Origin of the sequence: Aurantibacter sp. (genome assembly GCF_042094015.1) — a bacterium.
GTDB lineage: Bacteria > Bacteroidota > Bacteroidia > Flavobacteriales > Flavobacteriaceae > Aurantibacter.
Window position 1 is genome coordinate 19700 of record NZ_JBELDZ010000021.1, and the last position, 15725, is coordinate 35424.

A 15725-nucleotide genomic window follows, 5' to 3' on the forward strand; every position below is an offset into this window, starting at 1 on the left:
TGTTATTTTCCATATAAGTTTATCAACGTTCCATTTAAACTAAACGGAATTACAGATGTATGAGATTCATTTCTGTATATTTTCCAATTCATTTCAATATTTTCGTAGTTACTTTTTTTGAGATATAAACTAAACTTAATCATATTAGACACCATCATTGGGCTTTCATTTTCTCCTGTCGAAACAAATACTTTGGTTGGTTCAATATTCCAAGTTTTACTATTTGTAAATTTGTTTATAGCTGGCTCTAAAAATACTTCTTCGTTAAGTTGAAATGAAGGACTGTTTATTCCAAATCGGGTAAAGTGATTTTCGGAATTCAAAAAGCAGTATGCTGTAAACAAACCACCAAGAGAATGTCCTGAAATTCCTCTGTCAGAATTAGTTTTATAATGTTTCTCAATAAATGGGGTAATTTCCTTTTTTAAGCATTCTAAAAACTTAACTGCTCCGCCAGTTTTGATAACTCCTTTTTCTACATTAAACTTTTTTTCAATTCTTTTGTCAGTTATTGTATCACTATATGCTGTATAGTCATTAAATCTATTAATTTTAGATGTTATTCCATTTTCCTTATGACTAATTCCAACGAGAATCACATCTTCGATATTCTCAAAATCAATGTAAGATGATTCAAAATATCCAAATGTGCTTTTGCCATCCAAAACATAAAGCACAGGATATGATATGCTGTCCTGAATTGAATAATTTTTTGGAAAAGACATATGAATTAAATAATCTTTATTTGTAATCTCAGATTTAATGATATGGTCTGGTTTGAAAAAATCTCGTCCTTTTGGGTCTAGTTTTTGGCTAAATAAAGGGTTGCAAAAAATCAAAAATGTTATAAATAATAGATTTGGTAGTTTCAAAAAGTTCATTTGTTTAATTCAGAGTTTGTTGCTCACATTACGGCTAACGGTTAGTATATGGAAAGTAGGGCAGTTAATAAGCACTTACGTTCGGTTATAGATTTAGACATATTTTTTATTTTATTTTTATCTTTTCCTAAAATAAATATATAAAAATATGACGGACTTTGTAAATAAACGCAAGCCTTTGATTTGGTTCTTTTGCCCTATTTTTTATATACATTGTTGTGCTTTCGTACTTTCATTAAATAAACCTTATGTTTTTGCGCCATATGAACATTTCCAAGTTCATTTATCCTTTTTATAGATTTCAAATATCCTAATCTTGAATGACCTTCCACTAATTGAAACCTACTACTTATTTCACTCCAATTAGGTATTTCGCTATTAATCGAGTTCGTATCAAGAACTATGGGTGGTATTCTCCAAGTTCCGTTTGTAGCCCAAAATTCTATATCCTTGTCAATACAACAAAATTGATTTAATTCAGAGTAATTTCCTCTTAAATCAACATATTCTCTAAAATCTTCTATTACGTATAATTCATCAAGTTGTTGAAATTCAAATTCTATAAGTTCAAATCCAATAAATTCGTAATTCATCCAAGCATAATTCCTTATCGTCTGATGATTGCTGTGTAGTGGATGAATCCATTGTTCAAGTACTTCTTTTGGGAAATCTTTAAACTCAATTTTATTCTTTATTCGATCATAGTATTCATTAAACCATTCAAAATTTCCATTTGATTCTTCATTTGGTTTTAAATCTGACCAAGATTTATGAATTAAAATCATATAAGGTTGAAATGAGATTAAAATTGTGTGTATTAATTATTTTGTAGTAAACTTAATCCGGTTTCCGTTAACTAATATTGCTCCGTTTCTGATTTCATTTATTATTTGATATTCTTTATAGTGTTTTCCTTTGTCTTTGAATTTTTTTTTAATCACTTTACCACTTACAATTGATAAAATTTCTTCTATTAATTTATTAAAATCATTTATTGAATTTTCTAGGTTGTAATTTTCAAAATCTTTTTGGTTTCTCAATAGTCGAATTCTGCCATTTTCTAGTTCAGGTCTTGAAATTTCATAAACGTCAAACTTATGTTCTGAATCATCTTTAGTTGAAAAGAAATTCGTTGAATGTGCTCCAATTTTGTTTCTAATAATTATTAGATTGGTTTCCCCTAGTTTTTTTAAAAACTGCTTTTTATTAATTACTTTATGAATTTCGAGCAAGTTTACTACTGCTAATTTTTGCTGATAAGCAGCATTTAAAAGACCATATAATCTCAAATATCTTTCTCCAACGTCTCTATGTCTAGATGGTCCTTGTAAATCAAATTCCTTAAAAGATTTTTTAGCAAATTCAGTGTCGTCAATTACATAGAATGCATTTAGTAAAATATTCCATCCAAACCTTTTTTCAAAACAATAAAACTTTTTAACATCATCTCTAAATGTTTTCTCGCAATTTTCTCCATCCCATTTTAATGAGAAATCGCTTAAGATTTCCTTTTGAAGATTATTATATTTTTCAATGATAGTTTCCATTTTCGGTTTTCAGGTATGAAGCACAACGTGTTATATAGTAACTTTTATCATTGATATCCCGTAAATAATTCAGGATATAGTAATATTATTGTCACTGTTATCCCGTAAAGATAATTTTTTTATAGCGCTATCCAAAGAACTATTTATTTGTTGTAAATCACATTAAATTAAAAAATGTATAAATATAATGCCAGTTTGTAGCATTGTTTTAAATTTGCATACTTAAAATTACACTATGCAATACGCAGAAAATATACTAGGAACTATTGGAGATACACCTTTAGTGAAACTTAATACATTAACAAAAGACTTGCCTTGTTTGGTCTTATCTAAATACGAAACCTTTAACCCAGGAAACTCTGTAAAAGACAGAATGGCTTTGCAAATGATTGAAGATGCAGAAGCAGATGGACGTTTAAAACCTGGAGGAACTATTATAGAAGGAACTTCTGGTAATACAGGAATGGGTTTAGCTTTAGCCGCTATTGTTAAAGGTTACAAATGTATTTTTGTAATGGCAGATAAGCAGAGTAAAGAAAAAGTAGATATTATGCGTGCGCATGGTGCAGAGGTTGTGGTTTGCCCAACAGCTGTAGAACCAACAGATCCACGTAGTTATTATTCTGTGTCTAAACGTTTGTCAGAAGAAATACCAAATTCTTGGTATGTAAATCAATACGATAATCCAAGTAATGCAAAAGCACATTACCAAAGTACTGGTCCTGAAATCTGGAAACAAACCGACGGGAAGATTACGCATTTTGTTGTTGGTGTAGGAACTGGAGGAACTATTTCTGGTGTTGGAAAGTACTTAAAAGAACAAAATCCAGATATTAAAGTTTGGGGAATAGATACGTATGGTTCTGTGTTTAAAAAATTTCACGAAACTGGTATTTTTGATGAGAACGAAATCTATCCTTACGTAACCGAAGGGATTGGTGAAGATATTTTACCTAAAAATGTAGATTTTTCTATTATTGATGGTTTTGAGAAAGTAACAGATAAAGATGCTGCGGTTTATACGCAACGTTTAGCTAAAGAAGAAGGTATGTTTCTTGGAAATAGTGCAGGAGCAGCTATTAAAGGTGTTTTACAATTAAAAGAACATTTTACAAAAGATGATGTAGTTGTGGTACTTTTTCACGATCACGGAACGCGTTATGTTGGGAAAATGTTTAACGACGATTGGATGAGAGCTCAAGGTTATATTGAATAACCAACTATTATATTTAAAGCAAAACGCGATAAAATTTAATTTTTATCGCGTTTTTTTATGTGTTTAGTTTTAATATATAGCTTATTGATGCTATGTTTAGTTACATGTGTCAATGTCAAATCCTTCGCGTGATAATGTTGTGTTTATTTCACCATCATCATCAATTAAATCGACAACATTTCCATTACATCTAAAAGTTGGTGTTGTTCTAGAAAAATTACCAAAATTTAAGTCTATAACAAGTATTTCATTTTCATAATACCAATCGTTTGGGTTTGGTATAGCGCTATCAATATCTCCAAAAACGCCATCTGTTGCGTAAATAGTATGGCGTTTTTTTTCGGTTTCTGTTTCTGTGAAAACATACATTGTGTTGTCGAATCCTGATAGGTTCCAACGACCAATAATGGTGTTGTTATTGTTTGCAGTTGTATTTGCATCATCATCTGAAGAACAACTCATAATAGTTGTTAAAACAATTAGGGCTAAAAATAATTTTTTCATAATTTAGTTTTTTTAATTTAATCAAATATTAGAAAAACGATAATAAAATGTCTCACGTCTATACGTGAAAAACACAGAATCACTAATAAAAGTGAGGTAAAAGTGTTTTGTAAGCTAATTAAAGTTATTTTTCTTAAGTTAATAGAAACTTATGATTTTAAATGCTTTTTACAAAATCTAAAAATACTTTTTTGTGTAAATCAAGATCTAGATTAGGAGATAAAGAGGCGCGCACAATATAATCTTTGTCGCCTTCTTTTGTGGTTCCTTGTGTAGATGTTGCTGGAATAGTCCAATAGCAACCTTTTAATTGCCCGTAACTTACACAAAACTTACTTTCGTTAGGAATCTCGGTAATCATTAAATTAATTAACTTTAAATTTAAAGCTCTTTTGTAGGTTTCTCTTTCTTCGTCTGTGTTTCCTTTTGTTGGAAGATCTAATGAAAAAACAGATGGCGTAAACCCTTGTTTTGCTAATTCTTCTGAAACAAAATTAATTTTAGCTTCTGGCAATGTTTCGTTTATAAAGTTTACAAACTCGCGAGTGTTTTGATAAGCATCGCTAATTCGTTGAGTCATTGATGGTAATTGTTTTGCTAAAACTGCATATTGAAGACTTGTAGCTTCGTTATCACAAAGTATAAGATGTAATTCTATCTTTTCTATCAATGCTTTGGTTTTGTTGTTTCCTACACAGAAGCCAGCAGTACATTTTCCGCCACTTGGAAATTTAGAACCACTAGCAAACGAAATGGTTCTTACGTTTGAAAGTATATCGTCTTCACCTAAAAAATTAACATTAGGACAAAATGTTTGGTCTAATATAAAAACAGGATCTATAGCAATATTGCCATTTGCTGTTTTGCGTTCTTGACTTAAAACATCTTTTAATTGTAAAAGACCTGGGACTTCTACTCTTGGATTTGTTGGGATTTCGGCAATTATATAAGGAATAGCATCTTGTTTGGCAATTTCTGCTAAAATCGTATCAATACTTTGTACCATATCGTTATCGCCATCAACAGGTAAATCCATAACGTCAACATTATTAAGACAAGCAGCAACACGTCTTGCTTGATCGTTTGTTCCGCCATAACAATTTGGAGGCACTACAATTTTAATAGCTTTTCCATTATGATTTTCTACAGCATCGTGAATTAATCCCATTAAAATAGCGTACTGAATAGATAATCCGCTAGAAGCCACTAATGGTTTAGTGTTTGTATTTGTAATTGTATTAATTGAATTTAATACAGCTACTTTATCAGCTTCAATAGTGTTGTTATTTTTTATAGAAGTTTGATTAACTAAATGTTTTAAAGCCGCAAGTGCATTTGCTGGCGTTGTAGAAATAGTTTCTCTACGTCTTACGTGCTGAATATCTGAAATGTAATTGTTGTTCTGCTCGCCATTTACAACTAAAATACTTCCTAAATGCTGATGTAAACTGATAAAGAAATCAATATTAGGATTCATACTTACAGTACCAATTGAATCTTGCTCTGAAATATATATGGTGCTGCCATTAAAATTAGAAATAGCATCTGCGTTTTCAACGTTTTGTAATTCAAATTTGTAGCCATAAACGTTTTTTAAAACATCAGGATTAAAACAAGATGGTAATTTACCTGTATAACAAATTTGAGTGTTTTTGTTCTCTAATAAATTTGTTCTTAAAACAGCCAGAATTGGCATTGTTTGAGAGCCAAAACTAATTACGTTTTCTGGTTTTATGGCATATAAATTAGCAATTCCCCATTCTAAAATACAAGATAATGGATGACCTAATCTAATGTAATCGTAAGCAGTTGGTAATTTTTTTAAAGCTGAATTTTTAGAATTATTATTGTTAAACAACGTTTCAAACTGATCTAAAAACTCAACTTTAGCCAATTTTTCATTATAAATATCTAATCGATGCGTTGTTATACTCAACCAATCTGTTGGCATATTATTTAATACATCTTTTATATAATTAAGCACTTTGCTGTCTTTCATAACTACCTTATTTAACAAGGTTGCAAAGATACATTAATTAGATTTTTTTTGAAGTGTGGATTTAGGATTAGTTTGTTTGGTAATTTGAATGAGTTGGTAAGTTCCGTTTAACGATATTGTATAAATATGTTTTAATGTTTTAGATAAGGTTGTTCAACGAAGTTAGCCTAGAATTTTGAAAAAGTCAAGAATGTTTCCTAACTTTAAAAGATGCAAGAAGACGTGTTACATTACATTTGGCTGTATAAAAAGTTTGAGTTTATTAATCTAAAAACTACAAATAATTTAAATGTTGTAATTACTTCTATTGGACAGCACAACCATAATTCTGGACCCGATTTTTTTAATGCAAAATTGGAAATAGATAATCAGTTATGGGCTGGAAATGTAGAAATACACGTAAAATCTTCGGATTGGTATTTACATAAACACGAAACAGATAAGGCTTACGATAATGTAATACTTCATGTAGTTTGGGAACACGACACAGAAATTTTTAGAAAAGATAATACAGAAATTCCAACCTTAGAATTAAAGTCTATTGTAAATAAAGATTTCTATGCGCAATATTTAAACTTATACACTAATAAACAACAATGGATTAATTGTGAAAATGACTTTACATCAGTTACAGACTTTACATTTAAAAACTGGATAGAACGTTTGTATTTTGAAAGGTTGCAACGTAGGGCAGAATTAATTTCAACATTATTAGAACAATCTAAAAATAATTGGGAAGCAGTTTTGTTTCAGTTATTAGCTAAAAATTTTGGATTAAAAGTAAATGGAGATGTGTTTTTGGAACTGTCTAAAAGTATAGATTTTTCAGTAGTTAGAAAACAGCAACATAATATAACACAATTAGAGGCATTGTTTTTTGGACAAGCTAATTTGTTATCAGATGACGTTGAAGATGTTTACCACAAAACACTTCAAAAAGAATATCAGTTTTTAAAACAGAAATTTTGTTTAAAACCAATGCAAAGTCAGTTGCAGTTTTTTAGGTTAAGACCAGCAAATTTCCCAACCATTAGATTGTCTCAATTAGCAAATTTATTCGGAACGCAACATCAATTGTTTTCAAAATTAATGAAAGCTAAAACATTAAAAGAAATGTATTTGGTTTTAGATATTAGTGTTTCTAAGTTTTGGGAAACACATTATACGTTTTCTAAAACATCCAAGTTTCAAAAGAAAAGCTTATCTAAAACGTTTAAAGACTTATTAATTATAAATACTATTATTCCTTTAAAATATAGTTATACAAAATATCAAGGAAGTTTTAATGCTGAGCTTTTGTTAGAGGTAATTCAAGAAATTCCAATAGAAAATAATAGTATAGTAGCTAAATTTCAAACCATTAAAAAAATGTCTAAGACAGCATTGCAAAGTCAGTCGTTACTCGAACTTAAAACAAATTACTGCGATAAAAATAAATGTGTGCAATGCGCAATTGGTAATGCATTATTACAACAAAAATAGTATCTTGCGGTATGAATCTTGCGTACAGATTATTGCTTTATTTTCAAAAACGTGGTTATTATGTTTGCCAGCGAATTGCTGATAGGTTAGGTATACGCGCAAAAGTGGTAAGGACATCATTTATGTATCTAACTTTTGTAACTTTAGGTTTTGGTTTTGCATTATATTTATTTTTAGCTTTTTGGATGAGAATTAAAGACTTATTATACACTAAAAGAACTTCGGTATTCGATTTATAAATTATGCAAAGCCCAATTCAAATTATCTTTAGATCTAAAATGTATACAGCATTATTTTTGCTGTTTTTTTTATTATGTTTAGGAGTTGCTGGCTATGTAATTATTGCAGATTATACTTTTGTAGATGCAGTGTATATGACTGTAATAACTATAACCACTGTTGGGTTTGGAGAAGTTGTGCCTTTAACACCAGAAGCTAAGCTTTTTACAATAATACTTATTTTAACAAGTGTGGTTGTAGTAGGTTATGCATTAACAGTGATTACGGAAACTATTTTAAGTAAAAATAATTTAGAAGAATTAAAACAAAAGAAAATGCAAAAACAAATTGATGGATTTTCTAACCATATTATTATTTGTGGTTATGGTAGAAATGGAAAACAAGCTGCTACTAAATTATTAGCTCATAGCAAATCTTTTGTAATTATTGAAAAAAATAGAGCCATTATAGATAAATTTCAATCTGAAGAAATTCGTTTTATAGAAGGTAATGCTAATGAAGATGATGTTTTACTTCAAGCAGGAATAGAAAGAGCAAAAACATTAATTACAGCTTTGCCAGATGATGCAGATAATTTGTTTGTGGTACTTTCTGCAAGACAAATAAATAAAGACTTGCATATTGTTAGTCGTGCTTCTCAAGAAACATCTTATAAGAAATTAAAATTAGCAGGAGCAGATAATGTAATTATGCCAGATAGAATAGGTGGTGATCATATGGCGAGTTTAGTTGTTGTTCCAGATTTAATAGAGTTTATAGATAACTTATCTATTGTTGGAAAGTCGGATATTAATATTGAAGAAATTGAAGTTGAAAAACTTTATGATACTAATGATATTAGAACTATTAAAGACTTAGATTTAAGAAGTAAATCGGGTTGTACAGTTATTGGTTTTAAAGGAATTGATGGAGAATACATTGTAAATCCAGAAGCAGAAGTTAAATTAGTACCAAACTCTAAAATTATAGTTCTAGGTAGGCCAGAACAAATCCAAAAGTTAAATTCTATGTATAATTTAGATTAATACAACGTGTTTTAACAGTATAAGCTTTAGAATTAGGATTTTTTTTAGCATCTTGCTGCTTATTACCCAAAAAGAACCCAATCAATTTAAATTTAATACAATATTCTACTATGAAAAAAGGTGTTTTTATCCTTATGGCTTTTTTGTCTTTAACATTTTTAAATGCACAAGACTTAAATGTCACACATAATATCTCAGATACTTCTGATGAAATTAATACAGCTGTAATTACTTTAAATGTAACTGGAGGACAAGCGCCTTATCAATATTTTTGGTCAGAAAAAAGTGTTGACACTAAAACAACAGTAATAGAAAAAGCTACAGAAGGAAAAGAATACTCTGTAAAAGTAGTAGACGCAAATAACAAAACAAAAGAATTAACCTTTGAGGTTCCTACAAACTCATTTCCAGAAACACTAAGTGCATCTTTTGCGCCAGTAGTTAGTTTTATGGATAAATATTTCTTTTTTGACCCGTTTCACGCTATTGGTTTATACGATAACCGTGTAACAGATGATAATGGAGATGTGTTATTAAATCCAAATGGAACAGAAAAAACTATAAAATTACCTTTTATGGTTATTTGGCTAATTTTAGGAGCTATATTTTTTACTTTTAGATTTGGATTTATAAACTTTAGAGGACTTAGGCATTCATTTGATTTAATAAGAGGTAAATACGATGATCCTAATGCAGTTGGAGAAGTAACACATTTTCAAGCGCTAGCAACAGCAGTTTCTGGTACAGTAGGATTAGGTAATATTGCAGGTGTAGCGGTTGCAATTGCAACAGGTGGACCAGGTGCAACTTTTTGGTTGATTTTAGCTGGTTTATTAGGTATGTCTACAAAGTTTGTAGAATGTACTTTAGGAGTAAAATATAGAGTTTTAGAAGAAGATGGAACCATTTCTGGTGGTCCAATGGAATATCTTAAAAAAGGATTTGAAGAACGTGGTTTTAAAAATGTAGGTAAAGTACTATCTGCAGTTTATGCGTTTGTAATTATGTTAGCGGCTTTTGCTGCAGGCTCAATGTTTCAAGCTAATCAAGCAGCAGCACAATTATCTAGTGTAATTGGAGTTGGTGGTATTGCTAAAACTTTTATTGGAGTTGGTATTGCTGTTTTAGTTGGAGTTGTAATTGTTGGTGGTTTAAAAGGAATTGCTAAGGTAACGGATAAGGTTGTGCCTTCTATGGCAGGATTATACATACTAATGTGTTTAATTGTTATTGGAGCAAATATTACTGAGTTAGGAAATGCATTTTCATTAATTTTTAGTGGTGCTTTTGAAGCAGATGCTATGTATGGTGGGTTTTTAGGAGTTATGGTTTTAGGTTTCCAAAGAGCAGCATTCTCTAATGAAGCTGGTTTAGGTTCTGCATCTATTGCACATTCTGCAGCTAAAACAAAACATCCAGTATCTGAAGGTTTTGTGGCGTTATTAGAGCCATTTATTGATACAGTTGTTGTTTGTACTTTAACAGCTTTAGTGTTAATATTTACAGGGACTTATACAGGATACGAGGAAACAGGTTCTGCATTAACAGCAGTGGCTTTTGCAAAAGTAATCCCTGGAGCTAACATCTTTTTAACTATAGCTATTTTCTTATTTGCTTTTTCTACAATTTTAACTTGGTCTTATTATGGAGTTCAAGCTGCACAAAGTTTGTTTGGTGAAACTAAAATTGTAACTAATATATTTAAAGTAGTGTTTTTACTTACTGTAATCTTAGGAGCATCAATTGGTTTAGGAGCGGTAATTGATTTTGCAGATTATATGTTTTTAACTCTTGCAATACCTAACCTTCTGGGATTATATCTTATGAGTGGTAGTGTTGCTAAAGATTTAAAAGAGTATTATGCTAAGGTAAAATCTGGAGAGATAGCTAAAACAAAATAATGTTGTAACTTATGCTTAAATAAGTATAAGTTAAATGAATATATTTAAATCCCATATCGTGTTTTCAAAACAACAACGATATGGGATTTTCCTTTTGTTAATAGTTATTGCAATACTGCAAGGTTTTTATTTCTATATAATCAATCAAGAAGAAGGTTCTGTTGTTTTAACCAGAAATCAACTAGAGCAATTGCAGCGAATAGATTCGTTAAAACAAATAGCGTCAAAAGAAAAAAAATATAAAATTTATCCTTTTAATCCTAATTACATTAACGATTATAAAGGTTATCAATTAGGGATGTCTTTAGAAGAAATAGATAGATTATTAGCCTTTAGAAAGCAAAATAAATGGGTAAATTCCGCTAAAGACTTTCAGAAGGTAACCAATGTTTCAGATTCTTTGTTAGGTGTTATGTCTCCTTATTTTAAGTTTCCAGATTGGGTTACTAGTTCTAAAACTAAATCAAATTATCAAAATAATTATAAAAAGAAGACACTTAATATAGACATTAATAAGGCATCGGCAATAGAATTGCAAGCTATTTATGGTATAGGTGAATCCTTTTCTGAACGCATTATAACTTACAGAAATAAATTTGAAGGTGGATTTGCTTCTTTAGATGAATTGTATGCTATTTACGGTCTAACTGAAGAAACAATTACTCAAATTAAAACAGATTGTTTTATTGGAAATCCGCGTGCTATTTCAACTTTAAATATAAATACAGCAACAAGAAATGAATTGGTTAAAATTCCATTTATTGATTATGAAATAGCTTTTAACATTTTAGAATATAGAACACTACACGAAAAGTATTCTAGTTTAGATGAATTATTGCGAATTAATAATTTTCCTAACTCAAAAATCAAGATAATTAAATTATATTTACACTTAAATTAGAATATGCTAATCAAAGCATAAAATATTAAAAAACGTATTTTAATGAATTCATTATATTTTACTGAAGAACATCAGTTGTTTAGAGAAAGCTTAGCCGATTTTTTACAAAAAGAAGTAGTGCCGAATATTGATAAATGGGAAAAGTCAGGAACTATAGATCGTTTTATCTGGAAGAAATTTGGAGATATGGGTTTCTTTGGGATTAATTACCCAGAAGCTTATGGTGGATTAAATTTAGACTTGTTTTATACGGTTATTTTTCTTGAAGAATTACAAAAAATAAATTCTGGAGGATTTGCTGCTGCAATGTGGGCTCATGCTTATTTAGCAATGACACATTTAAACGCAGAAGGAGACGAACGTATTAAGCAAGATTATTTAGCGCCAAGTATTTTAGGAGATAAAATAGGTTGTTTGTGTATTACGGAACCTTTTGGAGGTAGTGATGTTGCAGGAATGCGTACAACAGCTGTTAAAAAAGGAGATAAATACGTCATAAATGGGTCTAAAACATTTATAACTAATGGTATTTATAGCGATTACTTAGTTGTTGCTGCTAAAACAAGTCCTGAATTAGGTAATAAAGGAATTAGCATCTTTTTAATAGACAGAGACACAAAAGGTGTTTCAGCTACAAAATTAGATAAATTAGGTTGGAGAGCTTCAGATACAGCAGAAATTGCTTTCGATAATGTTGAGATTCCTTTGGAAAACTTAATGGGAGAAGAGAATAAAGGATTTCCATATATAATGCAGCACTTTGCTTTAGAGCGTTTGATTATGGGAATTAATGCACATGCACGTTCAGAATTTGCAATAGATTATACTTTAAACTATATGTCGGAACGTGAAGCTTTTGGAAAAACTATTAATAAATTCCAGGCATTACGTCATAAAATGGTAGAACATGTTACAGATGTAGAGCATTGTAAACTATTTAATTATGCTACAATTGCTCGTTTAGATAAAGGAGAATATGTAGTTAAAGAAGCAACAATGTCTAAATTAAAATCAACTAAAGTAGCCGACGAAACTATTTATAGCTGTCTTCAAATGTTAGGTGGTTATGGTTATATTGAAGAATATCCATTAGCACGTTTGTTAAGAGATAGTAGATTAGGACCTATTGGTGGAGGAACATCAGAAATCCTTAAAGAGATTTTATCTAAAATGATTGTGGATAATAAAGATTATAAGCCAGCAGTTAAATAATTTATTTCATAAACTTATATCTAAAAACCTGTTCTTAATTGAATAGGTTTTTTTTTGTTTGAACTAAAATATAATAGCTAAAAATAACGTTAATCTATGTATTCCATTTAAAAGTTTTACTTTTATGGTCTGATTATTGTCTATAACCTATTTAGAACTAAAAACCACATTATGTTAAAGTCTTTAAAATACACAACTATTGCTTTAATCTTCGGGTTAATGCAACAAGTAAACGCGCAAGTAGAATTAAAAAATAAAGTAGTTGACTTTATGTCATTTGCTCCAATAGAAAACGCAAGTGTTTATGTGCAAAACACAACCATAGGATCTATTAGTAATTCAGATGGAAAATTTGTGTTGTTGGTACCACAAAAACACGAAAATGATACTTTAGTTATTTCTTCTATTGGGTTTAAAAGTTTTAAAGCGCCAGTCAAAGAATTCGATAATTCTACCGAAATTTTCTTAGAGGAAGATGTGGCTGAGTTAGATGAAATCGTCTTAATTGCTGAAAATAGACCAAAAACAGGAAGTGATATTGTATTGAGAGCTTTAAAGGAATTGCCAGAAACGTTACCAGATTCATCTTATTTACAAAAAGGTTTTGTACGTCATAAGGAACGTAATAAAAGAGAATTTAAATGGCTGGTTGAAAGTGCAATTACTTTATATGATGAGGGTTTTCAAAATGATCGAAGAAGTCCTTTAAAAATTCATGCAGATGAAGTTCGTAAAAGTTATGATTTAAGAGATGTAGATAGTTTATTAACTTATACATCTTACTTAAAAAATAACGGTAGAGGTAGAAATCTAAAAGCTAAGGATTTAGATAGATCTACAATCAAAACAAGTGAACTTGTAAAAGCTATTAAATGGAATGATACGCGTGTAAACGGAATGGAGAGTCTATTTAATGGTAAGTTGAATTTAATGAGAAACTCAGAAGCTTTTAGCGCTTTGTTTGATGAGGAATCGGTAACAAGAACACATCATTTTAAATTAGATACAGTTTTAGTAGAGAATGGACGTAAACTTTATAAGATTGAAATATCTAAAGGATTAGAATACATCGATTTAAAAACTAAAGGTATTTTTAATGGTGGATTTAATGCAAAAGGATGGATTTATATATACTGGGATAATTTCGCAGTAAAGAAAGTGGAGTATGAGTTAATTGCTGCGTCAGCTGCTCAAAAATCAAGAAGTAAAACATTGTTTGATACGTATACAAACCATAAGTTGGTTATGAGTTATATGGAGTATAATGATAGAATGTATTTAAATTATGTTTATTATGAAACGCCTAAGCTTGTTAATGTAGGTTCAGATGATAATAAAAACCGAACAGCAGAACAAGAGCAAATAGCTAAAGAGAATAGATACTATTATACAGTTCAAGAAATATTATTTACAGAGATATTGGAAGATAAAGTTGTAGTAAATAAAACTTTAAGTCAAGACTGGGATCCAGATATTTTTGCTATCAAGCCATACAATAAAGAGTTTTGGAAGAATTATAATGTTTTATTAGAAAGCGAAGAAGAAGAACAGTTAATTCAAGATTTAACACAAAGATCCTCATTGTATAAAAATTAAAGGATTTTCAAATTTAAAATTAAGCTGAAGTATATAGAAAGAAACTAAATACTTCAGTTTTTTTATTTCATATTAGGTTGTAAATTGTCTAAAAATAAAATAATGTCTATTAAATCGTTTTCGGATTACTTGTTGCTAGAGAAGAATTATTCTAAGCTAACCGTAAATGCCTATGTTAGAGATTTAGAATTTTTTAAATCGTTTTTGGAAGAAGTATATTCTGATTCAGATTTATCTAAAGTTAATTATGCACAAATCCGAAGCTGGATTGTTTCTATGGTAGAAAACGATATTAATCCTAAAAGTATTAACCGAAAAATTTCAGGACTAAATTCATACTTTAAATTTTTAATAAAAATTGAAGATATTTCTGATAATCCCTTGGCAAAACATAAAGTTTTAAAAACTGCAAAGAAGATTCAAGTTCCTTTTTCAGAAGAAGAAGTAGAAAATGTTATTAATAATGCGAATGGTCAAACTCCATTTAAATCTGTAAGAAATAAATTAATAGTGGAATTGTTTTATTCTACAGGAATACGTCGTGCAGAATTAATAAATATTAAATTAAATCATTTAGATTTAAATAATAAAACACTAAAAGTTATTGGTAAGCGAAATAAAGAACGAATTATTCCATTAATTCCCTCTGTTATTGAAACAATTTATATGTATGTTGAGAAAAGGAAAACTATTAATTTAGATAATCATTCTAAAGAATATCTATTTTTAACTCAAAAAGGAAAAAAAATATATGACACATTATTGTATCGATTAATAAATTCCTATTTCTCATTAGCTTCTACAAAAAAAAAGAAGAGTCCTCATATGTTAAGGCATTCCTTTGCTACACATTTATTAAATCAAGGAGCAGAGTTAAATGCAGTAAAAGAACTTTTGGGTCATTCAAGTTTAGCTTCAACTCAAGTTTATACACATAATAACATAAAGCAATTAACTAAAGTGTATAAAAATGCACATCCAAGAAGTAAGTACAAAAAGTAATTGTAGGTGTGTATTCTTATGTTTAATTTTAATTAAGTAAATGAAAGATTCAAAAAATAGAAGTTATTTAATATTTTTTTCTAAAAATCTTTTTAATAATGAAATTATTATATACATTTGCAGTCCGTTAGAAATAGCGAGTGCAGTTTAGTTTTTTAAATTTGTACAAAAGCCGATGTAGCTCAGCTGGCTAGAGCAGCTGATTTGTAATCAGCAGGT

14 protein-coding genes are annotated in these 15725 nt (G+C 29.5%); 9 read left to right on the forward strand and 5 right to left on the reverse strand.

Features of this window, described 5'->3' with window-relative positions:
- Positions 1 to 2 precede the first annotated feature (2 nt).
- The 3 genes from ACFDSN_RS04920 to ACFDSN_RS04930 form a co-directional block, all read right to left on the reverse strand.
- Positions 3 to 839, reverse strand: a complete 837-nt coding sequence (locus ACFDSN_RS04920) for an alpha/beta hydrolase (RefSeq protein WP_375238720.1) — start codon at positions 837 to 839, stop codon at positions 3 to 5.
- A 239-nt stretch (positions 840 to 1078) separates the two neighbouring features.
- Positions 1079 to 1666: a hypothetical protein gene (locus ACFDSN_RS04925; RefSeq protein WP_375238721.1), complete on the reverse strand. Its 588-nt coding sequence runs from the start codon at positions 1664 to 1666 to the stop codon at positions 1079 to 1081.
- Between the two features lie 36 nt (positions 1667 to 1702).
- Positions 1703 to 2428 (reverse strand): hypothetical protein, encoded by a 726-nt coding sequence (locus ACFDSN_RS04930; RefSeq protein ID WP_375238722.1) that lies wholly within the window; start codon positions 2426 to 2428, stop codon positions 1703 to 1705.
- Between the two features lie 235 nt (positions 2429 to 2663).
- On the opposite strand from ACFDSN_RS04930, the gene ACFDSN_RS04935 reads away from it, so the two are divergent.
- Complete coding sequence (locus tag ACFDSN_RS04935) at positions 2664 to 3644, forward strand: PLP-dependent cysteine synthase family protein (RefSeq protein ID WP_375238723.1); 981 nt, start codon at positions 2664 to 2666, stop codon at positions 3642 to 3644.
- Between the two features lie 96 nt (positions 3645 to 3740).
- Here the strand turns inward: ACFDSN_RS04935 and ACFDSN_RS04940 are convergent, their stop codons facing one another.
- Positions 3741 to 4148 (reverse strand): hypothetical protein, encoded by a 408-nt coding sequence (locus tag ACFDSN_RS04940; protein WP_375238724.1) that lies wholly within the window; start codon positions 4146 to 4148, stop codon positions 3741 to 3743.
- A 157-nt stretch (positions 4149 to 4305) separates the two neighbouring features.
- The gene (locus ACFDSN_RS04945) at positions 4306 to 6147 is read right to left on the reverse strand and encodes a cystathionine beta-synthase (RefSeq protein WP_375238725.1); all 1842 of its coding nucleotides are present in this window, start codon (positions 6145 to 6147) and stop codon (positions 4306 to 4308) included.
- Positions 6148 to 6357: 210 nt separating this feature from the next.
- On the opposite strand from ACFDSN_RS04945, the gene ACFDSN_RS04950 reads away from it, so the two are divergent.
- The 8 genes from ACFDSN_RS04950 (at position 6358) to ACFDSN_RS04985 (ending at position 15506) form a co-directional block, all read left to right on the forward strand.
- Positions 6358 to 7629: a DUF2851 family protein gene (locus ACFDSN_RS04950; RefSeq protein ID WP_375238726.1), complete on the forward strand. Its 1272-nt coding sequence runs from the start codon at positions 6358 to 6360 to the stop codon at positions 7627 to 7629.
- An 11-nt stretch (positions 7630 to 7640) separates the two neighbouring features.
- Complete coding sequence (locus ACFDSN_RS04955) at positions 7641 to 7868, forward strand: PspC domain-containing protein (RefSeq protein WP_375238727.1); 228 nt, start codon at positions 7641 to 7643, stop codon at positions 7866 to 7868.
- 3 nt (positions 7869 to 7871) lie between these two features.
- Positions 7872 to 8894, forward strand: a complete 1023-nt coding sequence (locus ACFDSN_RS04960) for a potassium channel family protein (RefSeq protein ID WP_375238728.1) — start codon at positions 7872 to 7874, stop codon at positions 8892 to 8894.
- 110 nt (positions 8895 to 9004) lie between these two features.
- A complete protein-coding gene (locus ACFDSN_RS04965) occupies positions 9005 to 10795 on the forward strand; it encodes an amino acid carrier protein (protein WP_375238729.1) in 1791 nt (596 codons plus the stop codon).
- A gap of 34 nt (positions 10796 to 10829) precedes the next feature.
- Positions 10830 to 11696 carry a ComEA family DNA-binding protein gene (locus ACFDSN_RS04970; protein WP_375238730.1) on the forward strand — a complete coding sequence of 289 codons (867 nt, stop codon included), beginning with the start codon at positions 10830 to 10832 and terminating at the stop codon, positions 11694 to 11696.
- Positions 11697 to 11738: 42 nt separating this feature from the next.
- Positions 11739 to 12908 carry an acyl-CoA dehydrogenase family protein gene (locus ACFDSN_RS04975; protein ID WP_375238731.1) on the forward strand — a complete coding sequence of 390 codons (1170 nt, stop codon included), beginning with the start codon at positions 11739 to 11741 and terminating at the stop codon, positions 12906 to 12908.
- 171 nt (positions 12909 to 13079) lie between these two features.
- Entirely contained in the window at positions 13080 to 14504 is a 1425-nt protein-coding gene (locus tag ACFDSN_RS04980; protein ID WP_375238732.1) for a carboxypeptidase-like regulatory domain-containing protein, read from the forward strand.
- 102 nt (positions 14505 to 14606) lie between these two features.
- A complete protein-coding gene (locus ACFDSN_RS04985) occupies positions 14607 to 15506 on the forward strand; it encodes a tyrosine-type recombinase/integrase (RefSeq protein WP_375238733.1) in 900 nt (299 codons plus the stop codon).
- The last annotated feature ends 219 nt before the right edge of the window (positions 15507 to 15725 follow it).

What these genes read in the sequence shown, in the direction of transcription:
- ACFDSN_RS04945 (WP_375238725.1), bottom strand. Translation starts at nt 6,147, where the DNA reads ATGAAAGACAGCAAAGTGCTTAATTATATAAAAGATGTATTAAATAAT.
- ACFDSN_RS04980 (WP_375238732.1), top strand. Translation starts at nt 13,080, where the DNA reads ATGTTAAAGTCTTTAAAATACACAACTATTGCTTTAATCTTCGGGTTA.
- ACFDSN_RS04940 (WP_375238724.1), bottom strand. Translation starts at nt 4,148, where the DNA reads ATGAAAAAATTATTTTTAGCCCTAATTGTTTTAACAACTATTATGAGT.
- ACFDSN_RS04975 (WP_375238731.1), top strand. Translation starts at nt 11,739, where the DNA reads ATGAATTCATTATATTTTACTGAAGAACATCAGTTGTTTAGAGAAAGC.
- ACFDSN_RS04985 (WP_375238733.1), top strand. Translation starts at nt 14,607, where the DNA reads ATGTCTATTAAATCGTTTTCGGATTACTTGTTGCTAGAGAAGAATTAT.
- ACFDSN_RS04930 (WP_375238722.1), bottom strand. Translation starts at nt 2,428, where the DNA reads ATGGAAACTATCATTGAAAAATATAATAATCTTCAAAAGGAAATCTTA.
- ACFDSN_RS04950 (WP_375238726.1), top strand. Translation starts at nt 6,358, where the DNA reads ATGCAAGAAGACGTGTTACATTACATTTGGCTGTATAAAAAGTTTGAG.
- ACFDSN_RS04925 (WP_375238721.1), bottom strand. Translation starts at nt 1,666, where the DNA reads ATGATTTTAATTCATAAATCTTGGTCAGATTTAAAACCAAATGAAGAA.
- ACFDSN_RS04955 (WP_375238727.1), top strand. Translation starts at nt 7,641, where the DNA reads ATGAATCTTGCGTACAGATTATTGCTTTATTTTCAAAAACGTGGTTAT.
- ACFDSN_RS04970 (WP_375238730.1), top strand. Translation starts at nt 10,830, where the DNA reads ATGAATATATTTAAATCCCATATCGTGTTTTCAAAACAACAACGATAT.
- ACFDSN_RS04965 (WP_375238729.1), top strand. Translation starts at nt 9,005, where the DNA reads ATGAAAAAAGGTGTTTTTATCCTTATGGCTTTTTTGTCTTTAACATTT.
- ACFDSN_RS04960 (WP_375238728.1), top strand. Translation starts at nt 7,872, where the DNA reads ATGCAAAGCCCAATTCAAATTATCTTTAGATCTAAAATGTATACAGCA.
- ACFDSN_RS04935 (WP_375238723.1), top strand. Translation starts at nt 2,664, where the DNA reads ATGCAATACGCAGAAAATATACTAGGAACTATTGGAGATACACCTTTA.